Source organism: Streptomyces fractus (assembly GCF_049844455.1).
In the GTDB taxonomy this organism is placed as follows: Bacteria; Actinomycetota; Actinomycetes; order Streptomycetales; family Streptomycetaceae; genus Streptomyces; species Streptomyces fractus.
In genome coordinates this window covers 8,871,955-8,896,384 of record NZ_JBMYHI010000002.1, presented here as the reverse complement: position 1 = coordinate 8,896,384, position 24,430 = coordinate 8,871,955, and the positions used below count along the sequence as shown (strand labels likewise).

The 24,430-nt window shown below is 70.8% G+C and carries 26 protein-coding genes; 10 read left to right on the top strand and 16 right to left on the bottom strand.

From position 1 onward, the window contains the following. Positions 1-40: 40 nt before the first annotated feature. Positions 41-1,156, bottom strand: a complete 1,116-nt coding sequence (locus tag ACP4E5_RS42520; RefSeq protein ID WP_425839428.1) for a PP2C family protein-serine/threonine phosphatase — start codon at positions 1,154-1,156, stop codon at positions 41-43. A 158-nt stretch (positions 1,157-1,314) separates the two neighbouring features. Between ACP4E5_RS42520 and ACP4E5_RS42515 the strand changes: the two genes are divergently transcribed. Beyond that, positions 1,315-1,992, top strand: a complete 678-nt coding sequence (locus tag ACP4E5_RS42515) for an AIM24 family protein (protein ID WP_425839425.1) — start codon at positions 1,315-1,317, stop codon at positions 1,990-1,992. A gap of 72 nt (positions 1,993-2,064) precedes the next feature. Here ACP4E5_RS42515 and ACP4E5_RS42510 read toward each other — a convergent pair whose 3' ends face one another. Beyond that, positions 2,065-2,523 (bottom strand): SRPBCC family protein, encoded by a 459-nt coding sequence (locus tag ACP4E5_RS42510; protein ID WP_425839422.1) that lies wholly within the window; start codon positions 2,521-2,523, stop codon positions 2,065-2,067. Between the two features lie 176 nt (positions 2,524-2,699). Between ACP4E5_RS42510 and ACP4E5_RS42505 the strand changes: the two genes are divergently transcribed. After that, complete coding sequence (locus tag ACP4E5_RS42505) at positions 2,700-4,217, top strand: MFS transporter (protein ID WP_425839419.1); 1,518 nt, start codon at positions 2,700-2,702, stop codon at positions 4,215-4,217. A gap of 87 nt (positions 4,218-4,304) precedes the next feature. Here the strand turns inward: ACP4E5_RS42505 and ACP4E5_RS42500 are convergent, their stop codons facing one another. From ACP4E5_RS42500 to ACP4E5_RS42490, 3 genes are all read right to left on the bottom strand, one after another. Beyond that, positions 4,305-4,502, bottom strand: a complete 198-nt coding sequence (locus tag ACP4E5_RS42500; protein WP_425839416.1) for a hypothetical protein — start codon at positions 4,500-4,502, stop codon at positions 4,305-4,307. A 164-nt stretch (positions 4,503-4,666) separates the two neighbouring features. Then, the gene (locus ACP4E5_RS42495) at positions 4,667-6,139 is read right to left on the bottom strand and encodes a sensor histidine kinase (RefSeq protein WP_425839414.1); all 1,473 of its coding nucleotides are present in this window, start codon (positions 6,137-6,139) and stop codon (positions 4,667-4,669) included. Further along, a complete protein-coding gene (locus ACP4E5_RS42490) occupies positions 6,136-6,870 on the bottom strand; it encodes a response regulator transcription factor (protein WP_425839411.1) in 735 nt (244 codons plus the stop codon). Before ACP4E5_RS42490 ends, ACP4E5_RS42495 begins: the two co-directional genes overlap by 4 nt. 127 nt (positions 6,871-6,997) lie before the next feature. Here ACP4E5_RS42490 and ACP4E5_RS42485 point away from each other — a divergent pair, with 127 nt between their 5' ends. Genes ACP4E5_RS42485 through ACP4E5_RS42475 form a run of 3 tightly spaced genes read left to right on the top strand, consistent with a single transcriptional unit; the run spans position 6,998 to position 9,540 of the window. Then, complete coding sequence (locus ACP4E5_RS42485) at positions 6,998-8,368, top strand: ferredoxin reductase family protein (protein WP_425839408.1); 1,371 nt, start codon at positions 6,998-7,000, stop codon at positions 8,366-8,368. Positions 8,369-8,375: 7 nt separating this feature from the next. After that, positions 8,376-8,804: an FMN-binding protein gene (locus tag ACP4E5_RS42480; protein ID WP_425839406.1), complete on the top strand. Its 429-nt coding sequence runs from the start codon at positions 8,376-8,378 to the stop codon at positions 8,802-8,804. Beyond that, on the top strand, positions 8,797-9,540 hold the full coding sequence (locus ACP4E5_RS42475) for an FAD:protein FMN transferase (protein ID WP_425839403.1): 744 nt from the start codon (positions 8,797-8,799) through the stop codon (positions 9,538-9,540). Before ACP4E5_RS42480 ends, ACP4E5_RS42475 begins: the two co-directional genes overlap by 8 nt. Here ACP4E5_RS42475 and ACP4E5_RS42470 read toward each other — a convergent pair. Genes ACP4E5_RS42470 through ACP4E5_RS42455 form a run of 4 tightly spaced genes read right to left on the bottom strand, consistent with a single transcriptional unit; the run spans position 9,512 to position 13,634 of the window. After that, entirely contained in the window at positions 9,512-10,063 is a 552-nt protein-coding gene (locus tag ACP4E5_RS42470) for a hypothetical protein (RefSeq protein ID WP_425839400.1), read from the bottom strand. The two genes, ACP4E5_RS42475 and ACP4E5_RS42470, sit on opposite strands and share 29 nt — an antisense overlap. A gap of 36 nt (positions 10,064-10,099) precedes the next feature. After that, positions 10,100-11,107, bottom strand: a complete 1,008-nt coding sequence (locus tag ACP4E5_RS42465) for a 3-hydroxyacyl-CoA dehydrogenase NAD-binding domain-containing protein (RefSeq protein WP_425839397.1) — start codon at positions 11,105-11,107, stop codon at positions 10,100-10,102. After that, the gene (locus ACP4E5_RS42460; protein WP_425839395.1) at positions 11,104-12,216 is read right to left on the bottom strand and encodes an NAD/NADP-dependent octopine/nopaline dehydrogenase family protein; all 1,113 of its coding nucleotides are present in this window, start codon (positions 12,214-12,216) and stop codon (positions 11,104-11,106) included. The genes ACP4E5_RS42465 and ACP4E5_RS42460 overlap by 4 nt, the downstream gene beginning before the upstream one ends. Before the next feature lie 17 nt (positions 12,217-12,233). Next, the gene (locus ACP4E5_RS42455) at positions 12,234-13,634 is read right to left on the bottom strand and encodes a spinster family MFS transporter (RefSeq protein ID WP_425839392.1); all 1,401 of its coding nucleotides are present in this window, start codon (positions 13,632-13,634) and stop codon (positions 12,234-12,236) included. Between the two features lie 274 nt (positions 13,635-13,908). Between ACP4E5_RS42455 and ACP4E5_RS42450 the strand changes: the two genes are divergently transcribed. From ACP4E5_RS42450 to ACP4E5_RS42440, 3 genes are all read left to right on the top strand, one after another. Continuing rightward, entirely contained in the window at positions 13,909-14,115 is a 207-nt protein-coding gene (locus ACP4E5_RS42450) for an EF-hand domain-containing protein (protein ID WP_425842091.1), read from the top strand. Between the two features lie 306 nt (positions 14,116-14,421). Further along, positions 14,422-14,940, top strand: a complete 519-nt coding sequence (locus tag ACP4E5_RS42445) for a lytic polysaccharide monooxygenase auxiliary activity family 9 protein (RefSeq protein WP_425839389.1) — start codon at positions 14,422-14,424, stop codon at positions 14,938-14,940. A 332-nt stretch (positions 14,941-15,272) separates the two neighbouring features. Continuing rightward, positions 15,273-16,739 carry an MFS transporter gene (locus ACP4E5_RS42440; protein WP_425839386.1) on the top strand — a complete coding sequence of 489 codons (1,467 nt, stop codon included), beginning with the start codon at positions 15,273-15,275 and terminating at the stop codon, positions 16,737-16,739. A 21-nt stretch (positions 16,740-16,760) separates the two neighbouring features. Here the strand turns inward: ACP4E5_RS42440 and ACP4E5_RS42435 are convergent, their stop codons facing one another. From ACP4E5_RS42435 to ACP4E5_RS42405, 7 genes are all read right to left on the bottom strand, one after another. Then, positions 16,761-17,288 carry a VanZ family protein gene (locus tag ACP4E5_RS42435; RefSeq protein WP_425842088.1) on the bottom strand — a complete coding sequence of 176 codons (528 nt, stop codon included), beginning with the start codon at positions 17,286-17,288 and terminating at the stop codon, positions 16,761-16,763. Between the two features lie 73 nt (positions 17,289-17,361). Next, positions 17,362-18,219 carry a M23 family metallopeptidase gene (locus tag ACP4E5_RS42430; protein ID WP_425839383.1) on the bottom strand — a complete coding sequence of 286 codons (858 nt, stop codon included), beginning with the start codon at positions 18,217-18,219 and terminating at the stop codon, positions 17,362-17,364. Positions 18,220-18,247: 28 nt separating this feature from the next. Next, entirely contained in the window at positions 18,248-18,754 is a 507-nt protein-coding gene (locus tag ACP4E5_RS42425) for an ArsR/SmtB family transcription factor (protein WP_425839380.1), read from the bottom strand. A 94-nt stretch (positions 18,755-18,848) separates the two neighbouring features. Beyond that, positions 18,849-19,139, bottom strand: a complete 291-nt coding sequence (locus ACP4E5_RS42420; protein ID WP_425839378.1) for a VOC family protein — start codon at positions 19,137-19,139, stop codon at positions 18,849-18,851. Beyond that, positions 19,136-19,720 (bottom strand): dihydrofolate reductase family protein, encoded by a 585-nt coding sequence (locus ACP4E5_RS42415; RefSeq protein WP_425839376.1) that lies wholly within the window; start codon positions 19,718-19,720, stop codon positions 19,136-19,138. Before ACP4E5_RS42415 ends, ACP4E5_RS42420 begins: the two co-directional genes overlap by 4 nt. A gap of 160 nt (positions 19,721-19,880) precedes the next feature. Continuing rightward, a complete protein-coding gene (locus ACP4E5_RS42410; RefSeq protein WP_425839373.1) occupies positions 19,881-21,068 on the bottom strand; it encodes a PucR family transcriptional regulator in 1,188 nt (395 codons plus the stop codon). Between the two features lie 47 nt (positions 21,069-21,115). Continuing rightward, a complete protein-coding gene (locus ACP4E5_RS42405; protein WP_425839370.1) occupies positions 21,116-22,381 on the bottom strand; it encodes an RNA-guided endonuclease InsQ/TnpB family protein in 1,266 nt (421 codons plus the stop codon). 54 nt (positions 22,382-22,435) lie between these two features. Between ACP4E5_RS42405 and tnpA the strand changes: the two genes are divergently transcribed. Together tnpA and ACP4E5_RS42395 are read left to right on the top strand one after the other, a co-directional pair. Next, positions 22,436-22,864 carry an IS200/IS605 family transposase gene (gene tnpA, locus ACP4E5_RS42400; protein WP_425839368.1) on the top strand — a complete coding sequence of 143 codons (429 nt, stop codon included), beginning with the start codon at positions 22,436-22,438 and terminating at the stop codon, positions 22,862-22,864. A 291-nt stretch (positions 22,865-23,155) separates the two neighbouring features. Then, positions 23,156-24,373 (top strand): FAD-dependent monooxygenase, encoded by a 1,218-nt coding sequence (locus ACP4E5_RS42395; protein ID WP_425839365.1) that lies wholly within the window; start codon positions 23,156-23,158, stop codon positions 24,371-24,373. The last annotated feature ends 57 nt before the right edge of the window (positions 24,374-24,430 follow it).

Sequence of the window (24,430 nt, the reverse complement as noted above, 5' to 3'; positions counted from 1 at the left end):
CACGGCCGACAGCACATCACGGTTTCACGTGTGCGGGCGATCAGGCCCAGGGCCCCGCAGGGCGCTCGATCACGATCATCACCGCGTCGTCGTCCAGGTCACCCCCGACATGGCGGAGCAGATCGCGTCGGAAACGGTCGAGGAAGGCCTCGCAGTCGGTTTCGGGCCAGCCGGTGATGCGCTCGGTGAGCGGGTAGAACGTGCCGTTGCGGTCGCGGGCCTCGGTGACACCGTCCGTGTACAGCAGGAGGAGGTCACCCGGCTCGAAGTCGAAGCTCTCGACGTGGTGGCTCGGGTCCGTGACCTCGGCCAGCCCCATGGGCGGAGCGGGATGTTTCGCCTCCATCGTCAGCGCTCGGCCGTTGCGCAGGACAACCGGCGGAGGGTGCCCGCAGGACACCATGTGGACCGGCCCGCCCCCGTCCGGGACATCGAGGATGGTGGCGGTGATGAACGTTTCCGCGTAGCGACCCGCCTCCCCCGGCTCCATCAGGCCCCAGCACACGCTGCGCTCGAGATAGGCCACCAGTTCCCCCAGGCCCGCCTCGCGGTGCGCCGCGCCGCGGAACGCCCCGAGCAGCAGCGCGGCGTCCCCGACCGCGGTCATCCCCTTGCCGCGCACGTCGCCGACGATCAGCCGAGTGCCGCTGGTCGTGCGCACCGCCGCGTACAGATCCCCGCCGATCCGGGCCTCGGCCTCCGCGGCGAGGTAGAAGGACGCGGCGCGCAGTGGGCCGAGCCGCCGGGGCAGCGGCGGCAACACCACCCGCTGGGCCACTTCGGACACGTACCGTACTTGCGTCAGCTCCTTCGCGTGGCGCTCCCGCAGCACGCAGAAGATGACGAGGCTGGTGCCGACCACCAGTAGGGCGATGATCTGTGCCTCGTGGTTGGCCGAGAGCAGGTCGTCGCGATCACGCAGCAGACCGATGACCGTCTGTGCGATCACCGCCAGCGCGGCCACCAGCCCCACCGTCCGGGGCCCGCCGAACAGCGGCGTGATCGCCGGGGCCGCGACGAGCAGCGGTCCCAGGTGAATATGGGGCGGCGAGAGCACGTCGACGATGGACACGACGACGATCCACGCGACCGGGATGGCGACCAGGGCCCGGCCGGGTCGCACCGGCGGGCCGAGCACATCGTGGCCTTCGGACATGTCTCCTCTCTACACCGCCCCTGTCACACGCGCAGCGGCAGCCGCAGGCGTGCGGTCTGCCGCGGGGCCGACGCCCCACGGCACGGGGTCGGCACGGGCCCCCACCGGCCCTTGCCTGACCCTTGTAGGAATCATTCCCTCCGGGCCACGATGCCCGGATGAAGGGTGATCTTTTCGCGAGTGAGTACATGGTGCAGCCCGCCGTCGCGCCGGGCATGACCGTTCAGAACGCCAAGTCGATCCGGTATGTGATCGACGGCGAGATGCTGGCTCGGCAGGGGGCGATGGTCGCCTACCGGGGGAATCTGAAGTTCGAGCGGAAGGGGCAGGGCGTCGGCGGCATGCTGAAGCGCGCCGTCACCGGGGAGGGGCTGCCCGTGATGAAGGTGCAGGGGCAGGGCGAGGCCTGGTTCGCGCAGGAGGCGCAGAACGTGTTCGTCGTGGACATCGAGCCCGGCGACGTGTTCACCGTCAATGGCCGCAACGTGCTGTGCTTCGACGCCACGCTGTCGTACGAGATCAAGACCGTGAAGGGCGCCGGGATCAGCGGCGGCGGGCTGTTCAACAGCGTGTTCACCGGGCAGGGGCGGCTCGGACTGATCTGCGAGGGCAGTCCGCTCGTGTTCCCCGTCTCCCCGCAGCAGCCCGTGTACGTGGACACGGACGCGGTCGTCGGGTGGAGCGCCGACCTGCGCAGCTCACTGCACCGTTCGCAGTCGCTGGGCTCGATGATCCGCGGTGGATCCGGGGAAGCGGTGCAACTGATGCTGGAGGGTGAGGGGTTCGTGGTCGTACGGCCCAGCGAGGCGACACCACAGAAACCGCAGCAGCACTGACACCAGAGATGTCGACAGAGATGTCGACGAGATCTTCCGGATGGTCGAGGCCGCCTGGGAGGCCGGCCGTCCCTAGAAGGCGGTGCGTGGCGCGTTCGCGTGTTCTTCCACCGCGATCCGCGCCAGCTTCGTCAGCATCATTCCGTTGCGGACCGCGACCAGGTAGTCCACCGGGAGTCCGTGCATCCGTGTGCCGGGGCCCCTGAGCGGGTGCCAGTCGAGGACGAGGAGGGTGTGTTCGGCCCACGGGATGAGGTTCATCGCGATGCGGGCGGCCCCGAACGGGTCCGCCTTCGCCTCGAGTTCGAGGCGCTGTTCCGGCTCGCAGATCCTGACGGTGCTGGTGTCGTCGAGGGTCAGCGGGCCGACACCGACCCGCACCTTCAGGGCGGAGCCCACGGCCGGCCAGGCGGGGTCGACGTCGAGCACCCGGCGGGTTCCCGTCACCCACTCCCCGTAGCGGTATCCGTCGGAGAGCAGCGCCCAGACCTCGGAGGGTGAACTCAGGATCAGTCGACGGGTCCTGGCCATGGGTTCCGTCACGCTCCTGTTCCCACGTTCCCAGCGGCTACGGCTGGGACGACTACGGCAACCGCATTTCAGGACAAAGCTAACAGCGGGCTCGTCGCCGCGCCTGCGAAAGTGTGCCGCGGCCGGATCGGTTCCGAGGGTCGCGCAGGTACGGGGGCTCCGGGAGAATGTGCCCGATGACAGCGACCGGCGACCCCTCTCCCGACGCCGCCCCAGGCGTCCGGCTCTCGTCGGCGCGCGGGCGGTGGATCCTCGCGTGCGTGGTCCTCGCCTCCGGTATGGCGATGCTCGACGGGACCGTCGTCAATGTCGCCCTCCCGACCATGGGGCGCGACCTCGGGGCCTCCCTTTCCGCCCTGCAATGGGTCGTCAACGCCTACATGCTGACGCTGTCCGCGCTGCTGCTGTGGGGCGGCGCGATGGGCGACCGGATCGGGCGGCGGCGGGCGCTGGTGCTGGGCGTGGCGTGGTTCGCGGTCGCGTCCGCGGCGTGCGGACTCGCGCCGAACGAGGGCACGTTGATCGCGGCGCGGGCGCTCCAGGGGGTCGGCGGGGCGCTGCTGACGCCCGGATCGCTCGCGCTGGTGCGGTCGGTGTTCCATCCCGACGACCAGGCCCGGGCGGTGGGCGCCTGGTCGGGACTGACCGGCGTGGCGGGCGCGCTCGGGCCGTTCCTCGGCGGGTGGCTGATCGATGGGCCGGGGTGGCGGTGGATCTTCCTCATCAATGTGCCGATCGCCGTCGTCGTGCTGGTCATCGCGGTGCGGTACGTGCCCGAGAGCCGGGACGCCGCCGCCGTGGACGCACCCTTCGACCAGGCCGGCGCCGTGCTCGCGGCGGTGTGTCTGGCCGGGGTGAGTTACGCACTGATCGGGTCGTCGGGCGGCGCGTTCTCCGTGGCGACGGGCCTCGCCGCGCTCGTCGGTGCCCTCGCCGGTGTCGCGTTCGTGGCCGTGGAACGGCGGCGGGCCGCTCCGATGCTGCCGCCGTCGCTGTTCCGCTCGCGCCTGTTCAGCGCCGCGAACGGGATGACGCTGTGCCTCTACGCGGGGATCGGCGGCATCCTGTTCATGCTGCCCGTCCAGCTTCAAGTCGCCCTGGGATACGACGCGTTGGAGGCGGGCGTGGCGACTCTGCCCATCACCGCGCTGATGCTGCTGCTCTCGCCCAGGGCCGGTGATCTGGCACGCCGGGTGGGGCCGACGCCGCCACTCGTGGTGGGTCCCGCCGTCGCCGCGGCCGGGGTGCTGCTCATGCTGCGGATCGGTCCGGGGTCGCCTTACGCGGCCGATGTGCTGCCCGCGGTCGCCGTTCTCGGGCTCGGCATGAGCCTCTTCGTGGCGCCGCTGACGACGACGGTCCTCGCGTCGGTGGAACCGGAACACGCAGGTCTCGCGAGCGGCGTGAACAACACGGCGGCGCGCGTCGCGCAGCTGCTGGTGGTCGCCGCGCTGCCGCTGGCCGTCGGCCTGTCGGGCGACGCCTATACGCGGCCCGAGGCGGTGGACACGTCGTTCCACCGGGCGGCGGTCGGCTGCGCCGTACTGTTCGTCCTGGGCGCCACCACGGCGGCCCTGTTCATCCGGCCCCGCGCGGTGCGCCCGCGCCTCGAGGACGCGCCCCGCCCGCAGTGCCGGTCCCATCTCGGCGTCTCCGCACCGGCGTTGGAGCCGGGCGACGGGCAACGCCGGTAGGGCGGCAGGGCGCCCACAGACGGCGGCGTCGGCCTTCGGGGCCCGGGCAACCGGTCCTGAAGGCCGACCCCGTGTCGAAGCCGCGCGTCAGCCCAGCGGGATGTCCGAGACGGTGATGCTGAGGGACTTCACGGAGCCGCCGGTCAGGACGGGCAGACCGTTGGGGCCCTGGCCGAACTCGGCCGTCAGGCCCTTGACCGTGCCGCCGACGGAGAGGCCGCCCGCGACGCCGTCGAGGTCGTCATCGGCTATCTCACGGGTCTCGATACGAGAGTTGTCACTCACGGTGATGGGAATCCTTACTTCTGTGAAGGCCGCGGTGCGCGGCGGCGGCAGCCCCCGCTGGGCTCCGCGTTGCGTCAGATTGCCCGTCCCCGTGCGGCCCCGCGGATCAATCGCCCCACCCTTCACACCCCGGGCACCACACTTCTCGAAGCGGAGGGCACACCTCAGCCGGGTCCGTGTTCGCGGGCGCGTCGCGGGAGCCGCACCGCGAAGGCGGTTCCGCCCGGCTCGCTCCGCACCGCGACCGACCCGTCGTGTGCGGCCGCGACCGCCGCGACGATGGACAGCCCCAGGCCCGTGCCCGCGGCGTCGTCGCGCGGTCCTTCGCCGTGCACGAACCGTTCGAAGAGGTGGGGGCGCAGGTCGGCGGGGATGCCGGGCCCGTCGTCACGGACGGTGAGTTCGACGGTGTCGTCGCCGAGGTGCAGGCCGGCGGTGACCTGTGTGCCGGGCGGTGTGTGCCGGCGGGCGTTGGTGAGCAGGTTGGCGAGGATCTGCTGGAGCCGGTGGGCGTCCCCGGGCACCGTGACGGGCTCCTCGGGGAGGTCCAGCAGCCAGCGGTGGTCGGGCCCGGCCGCCCGGGCGTCGGTGACGGCGTCCAGGACGAGGCGGGTCAGGTCCACCGCCCCGCGCTCCAAGGGGCGTCCCGCTTCGAGGCGTGCGAGCAGCAGCAGGTCGTCGACCATGGCGCCCATCCGGCCCGACTGCGCGGCGATGCGCTCCAGCGCGTGGGTCACTTCGGGCGGGACGGGCCCCCGGTGGAGGAGGGCGAGTTCCGCGTGGCCGCGCACGGAGGCCACCGGGGTGCGCAGTTCGTGGCTGGCGTCGGCGGAGAAGGTCCGCAGCCGCTCCTCGCTGCGCTGACGTTCGGTGAGCGCGTTCTCGACGTGGCCCAGCATGCGGTTGAACGCGAGGGTGACCTGGTCGACCTCGGTGCTGCGCGGCCGGGTGTCCGGTGCCCGCGCGGGCAGGGCCACCTCGCCACTGGCCAGCGGGAGCTCACTGATGTGCGTCGCGGTGGAGGCGATGCGGCTGAGCGGGCGGAGCGACCAGCGCACCCAGAGCCCGCCCGCGACGCCCGCCCCGATGAGGACCAGGCCGAAGACACCGCCGGCGACGAACTCGAGTCGGTGCACCGCCGCCTCCACGGGCTCCAGCGGGAGGCCGGTGAGCAGAACGTCTCCGTCCCGGCCCGACCAGGCCATCACCCGGTAGTCGTCGATCGAGGACAGGTCCACGCTGTGGCCGCGCCCGTCGACGGGGACGTCGGCCAGCGCCCGTTCGTCGCCCGTGTCGAGGTCGACGCTGACCATGTCGCTCGCGTCGCTTCCCTGGCGGACCACGGCGGCGCTGGTGACGGACCCGTCGACCAGGCGGACCCCGAGGGTCCCGGTCGCCTGTCTGCGGGTGTCGCCGTACTCGTCGCCGTCGTGGTCGTCATGGCCGGACGCCGGGTGTTCCAGGCTCGCGGGGAAGGCGCTGCCGGTGTCGGTCAGCTGCTGGTCGAGGCGGTCCGTGAGGAAGCCGCCGAGTTCGAGGACCGCGGCGAGGCCCACGGCGGCGGAGCCGACGGCCAGCAGCACCAGGAGCCCCGCCGTGAACCTGGCCCGCAGGGTGTGCAGCCTCGGGTACCTCACCGGCCGTCCGCCGGCTTCAGGACGTAGCCCGCTCCCCGCACCGTATGAATCATGGGTTCGCGCCCCGCGTCGACCTTCTTGCGCAGATACGAGATGTACAGCTCCACCACGTGCGCCTGGCCCCCGAAGTCGTAGGACCACACGAGGTCGAGCAGTTGCGGCTTGCTCAGGACGCGGCGCGGGTGCCGCATCAGGCAGCGCAGCAGCTGGAACTCGGTCGGCGACAGGTCGACGGGGGCGCCGCCGCGGGTGACCTCGTGCGCGTCCTCGTCCATCTCCAGGTCGCCGACGACCAGCAGAGAGGCGGTGGCCCGCTCCCGGGTCATCCCCGCGCGGCGCAGCAGTCCGCGCAGCCGCGCGACCAGTTCGCCGAGGCTGAACGGCTTCGTCACGTAGTCGTCGCCGCCTGCCGTGAGCCCGGCGATGCGGTCCTCGACGGTGTCGCGTGCGGTGAGGAACAGCACGCACACGTGGGGCTGGACGGCGCGCAGGTCGCGCAGCACGGAGAGGCCTGTCCGGTCGGGGAGCATGATGTCGAGGACGACGGCGTCGGGGCGGAAGTCCTGGGCCTCGCGCACGGCGGCCCGGGCGTCGGCCGCCGTGCGCACCTCCCAGCCCTCGTAGCGCAGGGCGCCGGAGACGACCTCCGCGAGGTCGGGTTCGTCGTCGACGACGAGGACGCGCACGGGAGTTCCGTCGGGGCGGGTCAGGGCCGCTGGGCGTGAGGTCATGGCCGCTCCAGCATCTCTCGGTTCCCTCTGAGTTTCCTTTGAGCCTGCCGCTCAGGTTCCCCGTTCAGAGCGTGCTCAGAGGTTCCCGCACCACAGTGGGCAGCCCACCGCTCGTGAGGAGCCGCCCATGGCCACCGCCACCCACAGCCCGCCGCCGGTGCGGCACCGGCCGACCGACTCGCGTCGACGCCGCTCCCCGGCCGTGCCGCTGCTCGTGGCCGCCTGGGCGGGCGGACTGTCCGTGCTCGCCCTGTGGTGGCACGACACGGGCCCGGTCATCGGCCAATCGGGCTGGCTGACCGGCGCGGGCCGGATCACCGGGCTGCTGTGCGGGTACATGTGCGCCCTGCTGGTCGCGCTGATGGCCCGGGTGCCGTGGCTGGAGAAGGGGGTCGGCAGCGATCGCACCGCCCGCTGGCACGCCTCGGCCGGACGCTGGACGATCGGTCTCCTGCTGACCCACATCGTGCTGATCACGCTCGGCTACGCCGCACAGGCCCACCTGAATCCTGTGCGGGAACTCGGCACGATCGTGTTCGACCTGCCGGAGATGCTGAAGGGCACGGCAGGCGCCGTGATCCTGCTCGTCGTCGGCTACTCATCGGTGCGGGCGGTACGCCGCCGGATGCGCTACGAGACCTGGTACTACCTGCATCTGCTCACCTACGCCGCCGTGTTCCTGGCGTTCTGGCACCAACTGGCCCTCGGCGCCGACTTCGTGGGCAGCGCGGCGGCCCGTGCGGCCTGGTACGCGCTCTACATATCGGCGGCCTGCCTCGTCGCGTGGTTCCGTCTGCTGGCACCTCTGCGGCTCAATCTGCGGCACCGGCTCCGCGTGGAGGCCGTCGTACGCGAGGCACCCGGCGTCCACTCGGTGTGGCTGCGCGGCCACCGTCTCGATCGGCTGGGCGCCGAGCCGGGACAGTTCCTGCGCTGGCGCTTCCTCTCCCCCGGCCTGTGGAGCGCCTGCCATCCGTACTCGCTGTCGGCCGTGCCGCGCAACGACTTCCTGCGGATCACGGTCAAGGCGCTCGGCGACCACAGCGGGGCCGTCACCACGCTGCGGCGCGGCACCCGCGTCTGGGCGGAGGGCCCCTACGGGGCGCTGACCGCAGGCCGGCGCCGCCGCGGCAAGGTGCTGCTGATCGCGGGCGGCACCGGCATCACACCGCTGCGCACGCTGTTCGAGACCTTGCCCGCGTCGGCCGGTGACCTGACCCTGCTCTACCGGGCGCGTACCGCCGAGGAGTTGGCGCTGCGCGGCGAACTGGAGGCCATCGCCGCGCAGCGCCGGGCCCGTCTCGTGTATGCCCTCAACGGCCCGGACGGCGCTCGCACCGCGATCACCGCCGACGGGCTGCGGGCCCTGCTGCCGGACATCGCCCGGCACGACGCGTACGTGTGCGGCCCGCGCGGCATGTCGCTCGCCGCCTACGACGCCCTGCGCGCCGCCGGGGTCCCCGCCGCGCGCATCCACTACGAGTCCTTCGAACTGTGAGCCCCGCATGCGCGCCCATTCCGTCCGCCGCACGGTCCTGACCTGCGTGGCCACCGTCACCGTGCCGGTCCTCGCCCTGTCCCTCAAGCCGCACCACGCGGCCCGGGCGGTCACCCCGTCCGCCTCGGCCCCCTCCACGAACGGTTCCTCCGGTTCGCACACCGTCACGGTCACCGGGTCCACCGTCCAGACCCGGTACGGCCCCGTCCAGGTGCAGTTGACGCTCGACGGCTCGAAGATCACGGCCGCCCGCGCCGTGCGACAGCCGAGCGGCGATCCCCGCAGCCGGCAGATCAACGGGTCCGCGATACCCACTCTCGTGCAAGAGACGCTCGACGCCCAGAACGCCCGCATCGACGCGGTGTCCGGAGCCACCTACACCAGCGAGGGATACATCAACTCCCTGCAGAGCGCGCTGGACCAGGCCCATGCCTGAAGCCGACACACTCCACCGGGTGGTGCACACCATGGGCACGGTCTTCTCGTGCACCGTGCGTGGCACACCGACACCTGTGATCACGCGCGCACTCGACGAGGCCGAAGCCCTGCTTCACCACGTCGACGCGGTCTTCTCCCCGTTCCGCGAGGACAGCGCGGTGTGCCGGGTCCGGCGTGGCGAGCCCGTACCCGTGGCGTGGCAGGACGAGCTGAGCGAGGTCCGCACCCTGTGCGAGGACGCCCGTCGACGCACCGACGGCTGGTTCTCCGCCCGCCATTCGGGAGACTTCGATCCCAGCGGCCTGGTCAAGGGCTGGGCGGTGGAGCGGGCGGTACGCCTCCTGCGGGAGGCCGGCGCCGACGACATCTGCCTCAACGGTGGCGGTGACATCCAGCTGCACGGCGGCCCCTGGCGCGTCGGGATCAGCCATCCGCTGCTGCCCGGCAGGATCGTCGCGCACGTCGGGTCCGCGGCGGGCCCGCTCGCGATCGCCACCTCGGGCCCGGCCGAACGCGGCTGCCACATCGTCGACCCGCACACCGGGGAGCCGGCCGCCACTACCCTGGCGTCGCTCACCGTGGTCTGCGACTCCCTCACCGAAGCGGACGTCCTCGCAACGGCCGCGTACGCACGGGGAGTTGACGCCAAGGAGTGGCTGGAGCAGCTCCCCGGCGTCACGGGGTTCGCGGTCACATCCGGCGGCACTACGTGGACGACACACCAGGGACCGTGAAGGCGGCCGAGCCATCGACGTAGGACAGTATCCGGTCGATGTCCCAGGCGTGATGAGCGGCATCGTGGGCGTTGTTGCGGGCCACGTCCTCGGCCCGCTGCACCCCACGCTGGGCATGCTCCAGCACGACGTTCGCCTCCAGCGCGGCGGACACCGAGTCCACCCAGGCGTCGGCCGCCCGCTGGAGTGACCACAGGGCCCCGGCGAGGGGAATGTCGTTGTAGTGGCGGGCCCGGGCGAGAAGGTCCTGGTCGTAGCCGGGTACCTGGCGCGCACCGGTCAGTCTCGCCGCGGCGAGCCGCTCGGCCCAGTTGCGCAGGTTGTCGGTGACGTGGCTGACGTAAGCCGCCGCGTTCCAGTCGAGCTCCGGATGCCGCTCGTCGCCCCGGCGCCCCTTCACCAGTGCCGCGTACCGCGCCGGCACGTCCCCGACCTGCGCGATCGCTTCTTGTGGCGTCAGCGACCAGTCGAACGCGCAGTCCCGGCAAGGGTTCCCGTAGAGGCGTGCTCCCCAAAGTTCCATGGGACACCAACCTATCGCCCCCTCAGCGGCCCCCGCTCACCGGTCGTCGTCCGGAGGCGGAGCCGGACGCTCCGACAGGACGGGGTCCGCGCGGAGTTCGGACCCGCGAAGCCTCAGCAGGTCCTCGAACTCCCGCATGCGGCCCGCCTGGTACGCGGCGACGGTCTCGGGGTCGTACTCGTAGAAGCCGGTGTGGTCCTGGAGACCGCGGCGGCGCGACGTCATGTTCTCCTCGACCAGGGCCGGCGCGCGGAACCGGTCGCCGAGCCGGTCGGTCAGGTAGCGGGAGGCGTAGTAGAGGATGTCGCCGCCGCCCCAGTCGATGAACTCCAGCGGTCCCAGCACGGAGAAGCGTGTGCCGAGGCCCGCGCGTACGGCCAGGTCGATGTCGGTGGCCGTCGCGACGCCCTCCTCGACCATGCGGGCGGCCTCGTTCATGACGAGGGCCTGGAGGCGGGGCACGATGTAGCCGGCCGCGGGACCGCACACGACCGGTATCTTGCCGATCCACCGGAGCAGCCCAGTCGTCCGCTCCACCTGCGCGGGGTCGGTGGCCTCGCTGCGGCTGACCTCGACGAGCGGCATGAGGTCGGCGGGGTTCAGCCAGTGCGCGTTCAGGACGCGGCTCGGGTCGTCGACCAGGTCGGCGATCTCGGTGACGAGGAAGGTCGAGGTCGTCGACGCGATGACCGCGTCACGCGCCGTGTGCGTGTCGACCCACGACAGGACGGCCCGCTTGACCTCGATGACCTCGGGCACGGCCTCGAACACCACATCCGCGTCGGCGAGTTGGGCTTGCGCGGATTCGCGGTCGCAGACGACGAGTCGGGGCGCCCGGCCGGTGTCGGCCCCGGAGGGGCGCAGGCGTTCCAGGACCTGCTGCTCGGCCGCCTTCCGGTACCGCGCCCGGTCCTCGTCCGTCTCCTTGACGTCCGCGAGGGTGACATCCATGCCCGCGGCGAGGAAGGCGCGTGCGATGCCCTGCCCCATGCGGCCGGCGCCGACCACCACCACCGCGTCGGTACGTCGTTCCGTGTCCGTCATGTCGGCAACCCTTCGTGCAGCAGTTTGGCCAGTTCGGGGCGGGAGAGCCGGGCCAGACCGAGGGAGTCAAGGGTGCGGCCCTCGGCGTACAGGTCCCTGCCCGTGACGGCTGACGCGACGCTCAACAGGCCCTGCGCGACCGGGGTCGGGACGTCGGCCCAGCGCCCCACGGACACGAGGAACGACAGGCCGAGGCGGGTGTCCTCCAGCATGTACCGGTGGTCCAGCAGGTCGATCCTCTCCCGCCAGTCGCCGCTGTCCGTGAGCCGTTCGTGGGCGGCGCGGCCGTACATCCACTCGTCGCCGTCCGTCGCGTAGTGGTCGGCGAGCGGGAAGTGCGGGGCCGCGTACCCGAGCGCCTCGCGGACCGCGATCCGTTCGGCGTCCAGCGCGTCGGTGACCCTGCGGATCGACGGCTGGGTCCCTTCGTTGTGGATGTCCCAGGACGAACTGTGCTCCAGCGGACCCGCGTTCATGAGGATCAGCGGCGGATGGATCACCGGTCCCGCGTTCATGAGCGCGCCGCTGAGGCAGTCCTCGACCGGCTCGACCGACGGATAGGCCTCCCGCAGGACGCGGAACGCGGCGTCGGACGAGCGGGCCGGGAGGACGCCGGTGGGCAGGCGCGTCGCGTACCCGCTCACGACCACCTCGGACGGTCCGTGCGTACGCGCCAGATAGGGCAGCGTGCCGGTCTCGGCGAACGCGACGTCCGCCGTGTTGCCCGCCTCGGCCATCGCCTTCGCGAAGAGCACCGAGCCGAAGGTGCCCGGCGGCAGGAACACCACCTGGCCGCCTTGGAGCAGCGGTGCGACCTTGGCCGCCAGGTCCTGGTGCGCGGTGGCCGGCAGCGGTACGACGACGAGTCGCGCGCCGCGTAGGGCCTGCGCGAGGTCCGCGACCGGATGGATCGCCCCGGGGCGTGCGGTGTCGCTCACCGGTACGTTCCTGCTGCCGCGATGGTCGCGGACGCGGACGGCGCCGAGATCGCGCAGCGCGTGCAAAGCGTTGGTGTCCCGCCGCCACCAGCGCACGGTGTGTCCGTTCTCCGCGAGTTCCGCCGCCGCGGCGAAGCATCCGTGCCCGCCGCCGAGGATGGTGATGTCCATGTGTGCTTCCGTTCCCTTCAGTTGAGCGTACGAAGCGCGCTGTCCGGTGTCCGGTCGGCGAGCCGCTCCTCGCGCGCGAGGCTCTGGCGGAAGTGTGCGCAGCCGCGCCACAGCAGGACGATGCTGCCGACCGAGGCGACGCCGTACACGAGGGAGAGGGACGTACCGATGCGCCGGCTCGATCCGAGCAGCTCGTCGGTGACCAGCGCGACCAGCGTCGTCCCGAGGCCCACGGCGGCCAGGTTCGAGATGAGCAGGAAGACGGCGGACACCTGGGCGCGCATCTGGTTCGGGCTGAGCACCTGCATCGCGGCGGTGGACGCGGGCATCGGGAACGAGGCGAAGAACATGGTGACCGCGAGCAGCGTCAACGACAGCCACAGCGGCCGGACTTGAGGGAAGACGACGACCGGGACGAGCATGCCGCTCGCCCCGATGACCCCGGCACGCATCGCCCCGTCCGGGTGCCCGAGCCGGGTGAGCCGGTCGACGAGCCACCCGCCGAACAGCACTCCGGAACCGTTGGCCAGCAGCACCACACCACCCAACACGTAGCCGACCTCGGTCGCACTCAGCCCGAACGTGCGCATGTAGAAGGCCGGCACCCACGCCATGAGGCCGAGCAGCACCATCGCGTAGCAGGAGAAGCCCGCGTAGTGGCAGAAAAACGTGCGCGCATGGCTGCGCAGGAAGGTGAACACATCGCGGATGGCCACCTTGCGCACGGCCCCCGCGGAATCCCGTGCCAGCCCGCGCCGCACCGGGTCCCGGACCGTCAGCAGGAACACCAGCGCGACGAGCAGTCCGGGCAGACCAATGATGAAGAACGTCAACTGCCAGGCGTGCACGTCGCCCACGAGCGGCAGGGACACCCGGTCGACGTCCTTGAGCAGCCCGATGACGTACCCGCCGATGAAGAACGCGGCGCTGCCACCGATGAACGAGCCCAGCGAGTACATCCCGGCGGCCCGGCCCAGCCTGCTCCTCGGGAACATGTCGCTGAACATCGAGTACGCGGACGGGGTGAGCGACGCCTCGCCGACCCCCACCCCGACCCGGGCCAGGAACATGTGGGCGAACCCCTTGCTCAGCCCGGAGAGCGCGGTGGCGAGGCTCCACAGCGCGATGCCGATGGAGATGATCACGGGGCGCGAACGGCGGTCGGCGAGCGCCGCGATGGGCAGCCCCATCACCGAGTACAGGACGGAGAAGGCGAGCCCGCTCAACAGACTGAACTGCGTGTCCGTCAGGCTGAGATCGCGCTTGATGGGCTCGATCATCAGCGCCAGCGCCTGTCGATCCACGAAAGACAGGACGTACGCGGCCGTGCAGATGCCGACGATGTAGGCCTTGCACCGCTCGGACATCCGCGGTCCGGCTTCGACGTCAGGTTCGGGCAGCTGTGATTGCTCGGTCATGGAACGGCGCCTCATCGGGGTCGGGTGGTGCCCGGTACGAGATGGAGCTGGCCAGCAAGCGGAGCGACGAGATCCGAGGCTATCCACGCCCAACTCACCCGGCCATCCCGGGAATCCCGGTGCGTCGTCGGGGATTTCCCGCATCGCCTGCCGCCGTGGCCCCCGTGGATGCGCCTGCCGCTGCCGGACACCTTCGCCGTAATCCCCCTTCAGGGCAGGCCCTAGAGTGGGGGCGGTCTTGAAACAGCAAGGAAATGGGGATCAAGTGGTCGACATGGCAGCCGCGGCGCGGAAGGTCTTCGACCGGTACGACGTCGACGGGGACGGGCAGTTGACGGCCGAGGAGTACCGGAAGGTCGTCGCTGAGCTCGGTGACACGGGTGTCACCGCGGAGGCCGCGCAGGACCTCATCGACACCATCGACACCGACGGCGACCGAAAGGTCTCGTTCGAGGAGTTCAGGGCCTCCATGGGACTCTGAAACCCGCACCACCACGTGTGCCCCCGGATCCTCTGATCCGGGGGCACACGTGTGTGCGCCTCAGCGACCCCCTGGGACACCGATTCCCCGCGGGCACCTTGACACGCTCACGACCACTTGTATGGTCTAGTCCAAGCAACGGCCGTTCAGCACAAGGGAGTTCAGGAGTTCACCCACGCCCCGCGTCGGGTGAACTCCCTCCTGCCCCCACCTTCGCGCCTCTTGGCCCCACCCTCGAGAGGCCGGCCCGAGCGTGCGCCCCCACTTCACGCACGCCCCGGGAAGACCTGAAGTGAAGGAGTACGCATGAACGCCAGAAGGAAGACCGCCGCGCTCATCGGCGCGGCCCTGGCCCCGGTCATCGCCGTCAGCCTTCCCGCCGGTTCGGCGAGTGCGCACGGCTACATCTCCACTCCGCCCAGCCGGCAGGCGCAGTGTGCGGCAGGCACCGTGTCCTGCGGTGACATCACCTACGAACCGCAGAGCGTCGAAGGCCCCAAGGGGCTGACGAGCTGCAGCGGCGGGAACAGTCGGTTCGCCGAGCTCGACGACGACTCCAAGGGCTGGGTCGCCACTCCGGTATCCCGCAACGCCACCTTCGAATGGAAGCTGACGGCGCAGCACGCCACCAGCACGTGGCAGTACTTCGCCGGCGGCCAGGAGATCGCCGAGTTCAACGACAACGGTGCGAAGCCGGGCGCCACGGTCAGCCACCAGGTGGACTTCGGTTCACTGACAGGCCGTCAAAAGGTGCTGGCCGTCTGGAACATCGCCGACACGACGAACGCCTTCTACGCCTGCATCGACGTGAACGTCGGCGGCTGAGCGAGCGCCCCGGTACGGCGGCGCCGCGGGTCTTCCCCCCACGGCGGGCTCCGGCCCACCACGGCCCGCGGCGCCGCGCCCCCACCCCTCTCGACGCCAGGGTGACCCGGGCGCGAACCTGAGCTGCTGAGCCGGAAACGTCACGGAATGGTGTGCCGAAGCCATCGCCGGGAAGTCGTCCTCGAGGTGCGCCGAGTGATCAATGTGCGGAGACTCGGCCTGACGAGAAGAGATGAGGACGACAGGGAAGGCGGCATCGGCACGTGGCCCACACACCTTCGGACGGCCCGCCCACCAGAGGCCGCAGGCGTATGCCGGAGACCGTCGCGGGCATGCCCCAGCATGTACGGGAGGAACTGGCCCGCCGGCTGCGACGCACCAAACGGGCCTATCGCAAGCAGGACGTCCAGGTAGTCGAGAAACCCCTGCTCAAGCGGGCTGTCGGCGCGTCGGCACTCGGCAACTGCATGGAGTGGTTCGACTTCGGCGTCTACAGCTATCTCGCCGCCACCATCGGCAAGGTCTTCTTCCCCGGCGCCTCCCCGGGCGCCCAGCTGATCTCGTCGTTCGCAACATTTGCTGCCGCGTTCGTGGTGCGACCGCTCGGCGGCCTGGTGTTCGGCCCGCTCGGTGACCGCATCGGGCGGCAGAAGGTACTCGCCACCACCATGATCATGATGGCGGCCGGAACGTTCTCGATCGGCCTCATCCCGAGCTTCGAGACGATCGGTATCGCCGCTCCGATCCTTCTGCTGATCGCCCGAATGGTGCAGGGCTTCTCGACCGGTGGCGAGTACGGCGGCGCCACCACCTTCGTCGCCGAGTACTCGCCGGACCGACGGCGTGGCTTCCTGTCCAGCTGGCTCGACTTCGGCACCTTCGTCGGCTACGCCCTCGGCTCCGCGCTGGTCACCGTGTTGAACCTGGCGCTCACGGACGACCAGATGCTGTCCTGGGGCTGGCGGCTGCCGTTCCTGGTGGCGGGGCCGCTGGGTGTCATCGGCCTGTACATGCGGCTGAAGCTAGAGGAGTCCCCCGCGTTCCAGCAGCAGCTCGACGAACACGAGAAGCACCTCGCCCAGGACTCGGTGGGCAGCGAGTTCAAGACCATCGTCCGCAACCACTGGCGCCCCCTGCTGGTGTGCATGGGCATCGTCCTGCTCTACAACGTCACGAACTACATGGTCACCGGCTATCTGCCGACCTACCAGACGGAAACGCTCGACCGCTCCAGCAGTTCAGCGGACATCCTCGTCCTGATCGGCATGGTGTGGATCGTCGTTCTCATCACCTTCCTCGGACGCCTCAGCGACCACATCGGCAGGCGCCCCCTGTACGCGGGCGGGGCCATCGCCATGATCCTCCTCGCCGTACCCTCCTTCCTCCTCATCAAGGCGGAGGGCACCTGGCCGCCCATCTTCGGCGTGCTGATCCTTTCGACGCTCCTCGCGTGCTTCGCCGCGCCGAGCGCCGCCACGCTGCCCGCGCTGTTCCCGACGGCGGTGCGGTACGGGGCGATGGGCATCGGCTTCAACTTCGCCGTGGCGGCGTTCGGAGGCACCACCCCGCTGGTGACGGAGGCGCTGGTGAACGGGACCGGCAACAAGTTGATGCCCGCCTACTACCTGATGGCGGCCGGGGTCATCGGCCTGGTGACCGTCAAGTTCCTGCCGGAGAGCGCCCAGTTGCCGCTCAACGGCTCCCAGCCGATGGTCGGCTCGGCGGCGGAACAGAAGGAACTCATCGACACGTCCCAGGACCTGTACCGCTACGCCAAGGAACAGGCCTCGACGCACTGACCGCCGCCGTCCCGCGCCCCCTCAAGCATCCTGAGACGGCGCGGGCCGGGGCCGCCGACCCGGCCGGCTCCGGCCACCCGGCTTGCCGACCGCCTCCTCGCCGGCCCCTTCGGCGCGCGGACGCCACCAGTGGTGACGGCGCGGGTGCAACGCCCGGCCGAGCCTGCGACCGATGAACAGGTACCCGAAGAACGCGCCCGCCGCGTTCAGGATCACGTCATCGATGTCGAACGCCCGGCCCTCGACCAGGAGCCCCTGGGCGACCTCGACGGTCAGCATCACGAGCGCCGTCATGAGCACCACCCGCACGAAGCCCCGGGTGCGCGGGAAGAGCACCGGCAGCAGGACTCCGAACGGCACTCCGAGAACTACGTTGCCGCCGACCTGCTTGATCGTGTCGCGCCAGTCGGGCTGGTCGAAGTACAGGCGAATCGAACTGCCGGGGTGCAGGTTGGTGTGCGTCAGCGATTCCGAGCTGGGCGAAGGGACGAGAGTGGCCTTCGCCAGCGCGACGGCGAACGCCACCATGCAGACGAAACCGACCGCCATGACGAAGGCGCGGATCAGCCGCCGACCCCACGAGTGCCGCCGCGTGCGGGATTCAGGTTCCATGTACCGCCGGTTACCACGCAGTTGACACCGCACACGCGCCGCGGCCCTCCTCGCCGACGGCGAACGCCTCACCGGCGGCGGGCACTCCGACGTCGTGCCAGCTGAAGGGCACTCCGCGCGCCGTGTCCAGGTCCGGCCCGTCCATCAGCTGGAAGTGCACGTGCGGCTGGGTGGAGTTGCCGGAGTTTCCGCAGCGGCCGAGCACCTGTCCGGCGACGACCTTGTCGCCCGCCCGGACCGCGAGCGAGCCGCGCTGGACATGCGCGTACAGGGCGTACGTCCCCTCGCCCAGGTCGAGGACGATGTGGTTGCCCACGACGCGGCGGCTCCCTCCGAGCGTCCGGCAGACACCCTCAACGAGCCAGAAGTACAGAACTCCCGCAAGGGAGCTACGACTCAGGTGGTCGCGCTGGCCGTCCTCCGCGTGCGCGACGGTGGCGTCCGCCACCGCATGCAGGGAGGCGCCGAAGGCGGGGTAGTCCCGATTGCGGTGGGCGACGGGCCAGAACCAGACGGGGGCGGGACGCGCGGGCCCCTCCCCCGGTTCGGCCACGATGTCGATGGCGTAGGTCTGGGCGAGGTGGTGCGTTCCGTGGCTCGGCACCTTGTCGGCGGGGCTGTTGAGGGCCGACCAGCGGCCGGTGACCGGGGGCGCGACCCAGACCGGCGCCGGGGCCCGGGTCTCGATTCGCCTGGCGGCGGAGCGCGACGCCACCAGGCTGATCGCGATCGCACCGACCGCCGGCAGCCAGCTCACCCAGTAGTTGTACGGCAGTTCCACGAAGAATCTGATGACGATCTGGGCAAAGAAGATCAGCCACAGTGCGTGCTGGATCCTGGCAGCGATCTTGCGTCGGTCCGCCGACATGATTCCCCCTCGTACGTACGGCAAGTGGTCAAGTCGCGGGGCGCGCGGCGGCGAGCACCACGAGCAGCGGCACCACGCGGCCCGCGGGCACCTCGTAGCGGCCGCGCTCCGGAGTGTGGAGCCAGCCCGCTCCGGTCAGTTGGCGCAGGTGGTGGTAGATCTGGCCGGTCGTGCCGATGTCCTCGAGGGCGGCGAGTTCGGCCGCGGTGCGCAAGCCGCCCAGAATCTCCCTCAGCAGCCTCAGCCGCACGGGGTTGCCGAGCGCGGCGAACGACTCGGCCGTGTCCGACCAGTCGCTGTCGAACAGCGGCTCGGTGAGCGAACCGGACTGCCACTCATAGCGATGCCCCGTCGGCACGCGCACCGCTCCGGTGAACAGGACGGCGCCGTCCGCGTCCCGCGTCACCGGGTGACGCTCCTTCAGGGCGTCGAGGGCCCAGAAGTCACCCTCGCCCACGGCCGACGCGGGAGCGCCCGCATTCTCCAGGCCCGCCATGCGTCGCTCGAGCTCGGCGACCCGCTCTTCCAGATCCATGCGCCGAGATTACGTACTTACGTAATCCCGTGCAAGCGGGTGATGTGGGTCCGTCCTCACCTGACCGTTCCACCGGGCCGTTCAACCGGTTCACTCAGGAGAAGTCCGCGGCGGTGATGCCGCCGGGGTGTCCGGGCGGCCACTCCACCAACTCGATCCGGTAGCCGTCCGGGTCGGTGAGCCACGACGTCTTCGGGCCGCGCGGGCCTCCCGGGTATTGGACCGGGCCAGGCTCCAGGGTGGCGGCCAGCGTGTCCACCTGGATCGCGAGGTGGTCGAATCCGGTGCCCTGGACCCTGCCCAGTTCGACGTAGCCGAGGGCGGTGTAGAAGCCGAGCGAGCGGTCCAGGTCAGTGACGCGGTAGGAGACGAAGAGCGTCTTCACGCGGCCTCTCCGGGGCGGCGCACCCGGTAGCGCAGGTGTGTGACGTCTCGGTCGTCGAGCCGTCGGACGAGGTCGAGTTCGATGTGGTCGCCGCCGAGGTGGTCGAACAGCCGTCGGCCCTCGCCGAGGAGCACCTGAACCAGGTGGATCTCCATCTCGTCGATGTGCCCGGCCCGCAGGAGCGCTTGGGCGGCGCCCGCCCCATGGACCATGACCGGCCGGTCGCCGGCGGCGGCGCGGGCCTGGCGGGCGCAGTCGTCGACGTCGGTGACGAATCGCGCGTGCCCGGGTGGCACGTCCCCGTCATCGACCTGGTGGGTGAGGACGAAGATCGGTACACCGTCATGGTGGTCGCCCTTCCAACGCCCCGCGAGTTCGAAGGTCCGACGGCCGGAGATGACCGCGCCGGTCGCCAGCGCCTCGCGGTAGACCTGTCCGCTGGGACCGTCGGATTCCCGGTCGTCGAGCCAGTTGAAGAGGCGTCCACCGGCGCGCCCGAGCTCCTGGCCCGGCCGGTCGTCCGGACCGGCGACGTAGCCGTCGAGCGACATCGACATGTACAGCCGAATCGGATTGCTCATGTGCGGCCTCCGCATCTCCGCTTCTCGACCCCGGCAGGGCGGGAATGTCGAGGGGAAGACTTCGGGCGGCGGGCAAACTCATCGTCCCGGCGGGCGTGCGGCGATGCCGGTCGACCGGTCGCGGCACTTTCTCCCCCGCTGAAAAGGCCGTGATCGCACGCTACGAGCCACCCCACGGCCCGAGACCGGCGAGTTGGGCGATCCGCAGGCCCGTGTGGAGCTCGCGGCGCAGTCGGCCGTCGCCGAGGTCGCCTCCGAGGTCGTCCCCGACGGCGGCGCGGATCTTGTCGAGCCGGTAGTACAGCGTCGAGCGGTGGATGTTGAGCGCCCGAGCGGTCTGCTGGGCGTCGCCGCCCCGGTCGAGGTAGCAGTCGAGCGTCCTCAGGAGGTCACGGCTGAGACCCGCGGTGAGCAGGCGGTGGACCGATGGTGGAAGGTCGTCGACGTCGAGTGTCTCCAGCGGCAACCGCGCGAGCGTGCCGTCGAGGCCCACCTGTTCCCAGTCGGTGACGGTCGCGTGGTCCCCCGGTACGAAGCAGGAGGCCCGCCAGGCGAGCCGTGCGCGCTCGAAGGAGCGGTGGACGTCGGGGAGTTCGACCAGTGGGCCTATGCCGGCGCGTACGCCCGCGACCTGCGGCTGTTCGAGTATGCGGGTCAGCCGGTGCTGGACGACCGGCCGCGGGAAGAGCAGGACTCCCAGCCCGCCGGGCAGCGGCGCACCGGCCGCGGAGGCGGTCGAGGCCTCGGCCACGAACCTGAGCGTCACCGTGACGGCCAGGGCCGCCCGTTCACCGTCGCGGGGTGACGCGGTGCGCGGGTCGGTGCCGAGCACGACCGGGCAGTATTGTCCCGACGCGCTGAGGATCCGCTCGGACACGAGCGCCTCGGCGGCGGCCGCCCGCCGCTCCGGGCCACCGGTGATCAGGTCGACGGTCAGACTCCGCGAGCGCGCGAGCTCCCGCTCGGCGCGCAGGCCGCGCAGCGCCAACAGGTCACCGAGTGACGGGCCGGCCGCGAGCAGCGTGTCGAGCACATCGGCCGGTACGCGCTCCGTGCCGAGTACGAGAACCAAGTGGCCGGTGATCCGGTGGTTCCGGTCGGCGAGTCGTAGGAAGAGGCACTCGCCGAGCGCCGGGACGGGCTCGACGCGGTACGCATGAGTGGCTGTTCGCGGCAGTTCCCACGCGTCGCTGTGTGCCAGGACGTGCGAAAGACGTCGGCGGTCGGTGTCGCTCTCGTGCATGGAGTAGCCGACCACCCGCATCGTCTCGTCGAGGACGATGAGCCGCCGCCCGACGGCCTCGGAAAGGTCCTGGACCGCGTCGTCCAGGTCGGGTGTCCGCTGCATGGACGCATCTTGAAGTGCTCTCCCGGATGAATCCGGGAGATTCCTGCCTACCTTGCGGTGGTGGGTTTGACGCCGCTGGTGGCACGCCTGACGACTGCCCTTCCGGCAGCCGGGACGAGCGCGTGGCCCGTCCGGTATCGGTGAAGCACGGTGCGTGCGGCGTTGTGGTCGGCGTTGCCTTCCCAGCCGCAGGCGGGGTTGTTGCACACGAACTCCGCCTGACTGCGGCGGCTGCCCTCGGTGACGGTGTGGCAGGCCGAGCACTCCAGGGAGGTGCCCTGGGCGGGGACCTCGGCCAGGGTGCCGCCACGGTCGGCGACCTTGTAGGCCAGGAGTTCGACGGTGCGTCCCCATGCCTCGCCCAGGATGGACCGGTTGAGCCCGGCCTTCTGGGCAACGTTGCGGCCGGGCTGTTCGGCGCTGCCCTTGGCGGAGCGGGTCATGTTCGTGATCCGGAGTGCTTCGACGACCACCGTGCCGTACGTGTTCGCGATCGCGGTGGTGGCCTGGTGCTGCCAGTCGTCGCGTCGGCGCTTGGCTGTCGCGCGGAGACGAGCGATCTGGTCATAGGTGTGCTGCAGGCGATGGCTGGTGCGCTCGCCCTTCGTGCGGTGCGCCTTGCGGCGCGCGGCCCGCTGCTCGTAGTGCAGCAGGCGGGCCTGTTCCTGCTTGCTGAGCCACTCGCCGTGGTCGACGGTCTCGCCGTCGGACAGGGCCAGGGGGACGGTGATCCCGGCGTCGATGCCGACCTCAGGACCCCGATGGGCGGCGGGCTCGGGGACCTGGGTGGTGATGCGGAAGGCGATGTGCCAGCCCAGCGCGTCCTTGACCAGACGGGCGCCGGTGATGCGGTGCTGACTGTCCGCCCGTTTCCCGACCGGGAGGTCCTTGGTCCAGCGGAAGCGCACGCGGCCGACCTTGGGAAGGTTGACCATCCCCCAACGCCGGTGGACACGCTGCACGTTCAGGTCGCGGCCCTGCGGGATGTCGATGCTCACCTTCGTGCGGAAACGCGCCTTGAACGCCGGCGCGCAGGCCCTGCCCTCCCAGCAGTTCTTCCACGCCTGAAAGTACGTCTTGAGGACCGCCTGGGAAGCCTGCGCGGGCAGCACACCCAGCCAGTCAAGATCCGCCCGGCCCTGCCGGATGGCCGCGTCGGCCGCGGCCAGGGTCCGCTGCGCCTTCGGCAGCATCGTCCACCAGTCGTGCAGCAGATTCCACATCGTGCGCGCCGCGTGCCCCTGCGCGTCCAGGAACGCCGCCTGGGCCGGGTCGAGCGCGAGGCGGGCGCGGTGCCCGAACTTCCGCTCCACCAGACCCGGTTGACTCTCCTGTCGCTTCACAAGGACGGACGCCAGCATTGGTTTATGTCACCCCGCTGGACCCATAACAGTGATGTCAGAACCGGTCGTCACGTGGTCTACAACCTTCACGCACACTTGGTGTTTGTCACCAAATACCGTCATGACGCGTTCACCGAGGCCATGCTGGAGCGCTGCGAGGAGATCATGCGGGAGGTCTGCGCGGACTTCGAGGTCGAACTGCGCGAGTTCAACGGCGAGCACGACCACGTCCACCTGCTCGTCCACTACCCGCCGAAGGTCGCCCTGTCGAAACTGGTCAACTCCCTCAAGGGCGTCTCCTCGCGCCGCCTGCGCCAGGAGTTCGAACCCCACGTGCGCCGCCACCTGTGGGGCGGACGCTTCTGGTCCGGCTCCTACTTCGCCGCCTCCTGCGGCGGCGCACCTCTCCCCGTGGTCAAGCAGTACATCCGACAGCAGCAGCGTCCCACCTGACCCGGTAAAAGTCCGGCTCCGCCGGAACACCACCCTTGACGCTCCGCGTCGGCACTTGAAACAACCCACCGCTGCGGCACTCCGCACCACTGTCACCAGATCGGTTTCACCTCCGCCGTGAACGGCGGAGCACTACCGATGAGGTTGGTAGACACGCTCCGACAGACTGTCGGAACGCGGTGGTGGAGGTTGCCACTGCGGGCCGATGCCGGCCGCCGCGCACCCGGCCTAGCGTCGCACCGACCGACCGATGGACAGAGCGACCGACCGACAGAGCGAGCGGAGTCGAGCATGACGGGTGTGAACTCAGGGCGCAGGATCGCCATCGTGGGCGCGGGAATCGGAGGACTGACCCTCGCCGTCGAGCTGCGCAGACAGGGCCTTGAACCGCAGGTGTACGAACAGGCCGAGGAATTGCGGGAGGTGGGCGCGGCGGTGGCGCTGTCGGCGAACGCGACCCGCTTCCTCCGCGACCGGACCGGCATCGGCGCGGGGCTGGCGGAGAAGTCCGCCGACGTCGACGGGTTGGTCTTCCGTGACGGCCGGGACGGGCGCGTGATCGGCAGGGTGCTCTCGCGCGAGGCCTACCGGGCGCGGTGCGGGGCTCCGTACTACGGCATCCATCGCGCCGACATCCAGCAGCTCCTCGCGGGCGCCCTCGGCGGTGTCGGCCTCCACCTGGGGAAGCGCCTCGTACGCATCGACGACAGCGGTGCCACGGCGGCGGTCCTGCACTTCGCCGACGGGGACCGCGCGGAGGCCGACCTGGTCATCGGCGCCGACGGCGCGAAGTCGTTGCTGCGCCGTGAAGTCGTCGGCTACGACGATGCCCGCTTCTCGGGCTGTTACGGCTGGCGCGGCATCGTGGGGCCTCAGCATCTGGATCTTCTCCCGGACCCCGAGGCGATCCAGTTCTGGATGGGGCCGGGCGGTCACCTGCTCCACTACCCGATCGGGAGCGGCGAGCAGAACTTCCTGCTGGTCAAGCGACTTGAGGGGCCATGGCCCGAACAGGCCTGGCTCGCGCCCGGCGCTCCCGGAGAGCATACCGCGGCTTTCGAGGGCTGGCACCCCGCCGTCCTCCAGATGATCAACTCGGTGCCGGCCGGGAATCGTTGGGGACTCTTCCACCGGCCGCCCCTGCACCGGTGGAGCAAGGGACGCGTCACCCTGCTCGGGGACGCCGCGCATGCGCTCGTACCCCACCACGGCCAGGGCGCCAACCAGTCGATCGAGGACGCGATCGTGCTCACCGACTGCCTGACCGACGCACTCGCCGCCGGCGAGGACTGGGAACCGGCGCGGCTGCGCTACCAGGAGCGGCGCCTGGAGCGCACGCGCAAGGTGCAGGTGGCCTCGATCACGACCGCCGACGTCCTTCACCTTCCCGACGGCGCCCGCGCCGATGCGCGCAACGGGCGGCTCGGCGCGCCCGACGTCTGGGAGCGCCACCTCGCCTGGATCCACGAGTACGCGGCCGACCGCGACCGGTCACCCGCGCCCGCCTGACTCGCTCGGGGACGCCCGCATCCGCCGCCGGACACATCACACAGAGAGTCCTGTCGA

What these genes read in the sequence shown, in the direction of transcription:
- ACP4E5_RS42520 (WP_425839428.1), bottom strand. Translation starts at nt 1,156, where the DNA reads ATGTCCGAAGGCCACGATGTGCTCGGCCCGCCGGTGCGACCCGGCCGG.
- ACP4E5_RS42515 (WP_425839425.1), top strand. Translation starts at nt 1,315, where the DNA reads ATGAAGGGTGATCTTTTCGCGAGTGAGTACATGGTGCAGCCCGCCGTC.
- ACP4E5_RS42510 (WP_425839422.1), bottom strand. Translation starts at nt 2,523, where the DNA reads ATGGCCAGGACCCGTCGACTGATCCTGAGTTCACCCTCCGAGGTCTGG.
- ACP4E5_RS42505 (WP_425839419.1), top strand. Translation starts at nt 2,700, where the DNA reads ATGACAGCGACCGGCGACCCCTCTCCCGACGCCGCCCCAGGCGTCCGG.
- ACP4E5_RS42490 (WP_425839411.1), bottom strand. Translation starts at nt 6,870, where the DNA reads ATGACCTCACGCCCAGCGGCCCTGACCCGCCCCGACGGAACTCCCGTG.
- ACP4E5_RS42485 (WP_425839408.1), top strand. Translation starts at nt 6,998, where the DNA reads ATGGCCACCGCCACCCACAGCCCGCCGCCGGTGCGGCACCGGCCGACC.
- ACP4E5_RS42480 (WP_425839406.1), top strand. Translation starts at nt 8,376, where the DNA reads ATGCGCGCCCATTCCGTCCGCCGCACGGTCCTGACCTGCGTGGCCACC.
- ACP4E5_RS42475 (WP_425839403.1), top strand. Translation starts at nt 8,797, where the DNA reads ATGCCTGAAGCCGACACACTCCACCGGGTGGTGCACACCATGGGCACG.
- ACP4E5_RS42470 (WP_425839400.1), bottom strand. Translation starts at nt 10,063, where the DNA reads ATGGAACTTTGGGGAGCACGCCTCTACGGGAACCCTTGCCGGGACTGC.
- ACP4E5_RS42465 (WP_425839397.1), bottom strand. Translation starts at nt 11,107, where the DNA reads ATGACGGACACGGAACGACGTACCGACGCGGTGGTGGTGGTCGGCGCC.
- ACP4E5_RS42460 (WP_425839395.1), bottom strand. Translation starts at nt 12,216, where the DNA reads ATGGACATCACCATCCTCGGCGGCGGGCACGGATGCTTCGCCGCGGCG.
- ACP4E5_RS42455 (WP_425839392.1), bottom strand. Translation starts at nt 13,634, where the DNA reads ATGACCGAGCAATCACAGCTGCCCGAACCTGACGTCGAAGCCGGACCG.
- ACP4E5_RS42450 (WP_425842091.1), top strand. Translation starts at nt 13,909, where the DNA reads ATGGCAGCCGCGGCGCGGAAGGTCTTCGACCGGTACGACGTCGACGGG.
- ACP4E5_RS42445 (WP_425839389.1), top strand. Translation starts at nt 14,422, where the DNA reads ATGAACGCCAGAAGGAAGACCGCCGCGCTCATCGGCGCGGCCCTGGCC.
- ACP4E5_RS42440 (WP_425839386.1), top strand. Translation starts at nt 15,273, where the DNA reads ATGCCCCAGCATGTACGGGAGGAACTGGCCCGCCGGCTGCGACGCACC.
- ACP4E5_RS42435 (WP_425842088.1), bottom strand. Translation starts at nt 17,288, where the DNA reads ATGGCGGTCGGTTTCGTCTGCATGGTGGCGTTCGCCGTCGCGCTGGCG.
- ACP4E5_RS42430 (WP_425839383.1), bottom strand. Translation starts at nt 18,219, where the DNA reads ATGTCGGCGGACCGACGCAAGATCGCTGCCAGGATCCAGCACGCACTG.
- ACP4E5_RS42425 (WP_425839380.1), bottom strand. Translation starts at nt 18,754, where the DNA reads ATGGATCTGGAAGAGCGGGTCGCCGAGCTCGAGCGACGCATGGCGGGC.
- ACP4E5_RS42415 (WP_425839376.1), bottom strand. Translation starts at nt 19,720, where the DNA reads ATGAGCAATCCGATTCGGCTGTACATGTCGATGTCGCTCGACGGCTAC.
- ACP4E5_RS42410 (WP_425839373.1), bottom strand. Translation starts at nt 21,068, where the DNA reads ATGCAGCGGACACCCGACCTGGACGACGCGGTCCAGGACCTTTCCGAG.
- tnpA (WP_425839368.1), top strand. Translation starts at nt 22,436, where the DNA reads ATGTCACCCCGCTGGACCCATAACAGTGATGTCAGAACCGGTCGTCAC.
- ACP4E5_RS42395 (WP_425839365.1), top strand. Translation starts at nt 23,156, where the DNA reads ATGACGGGTGTGAACTCAGGGCGCAGGATCGCCATCGTGGGCGCGGGA.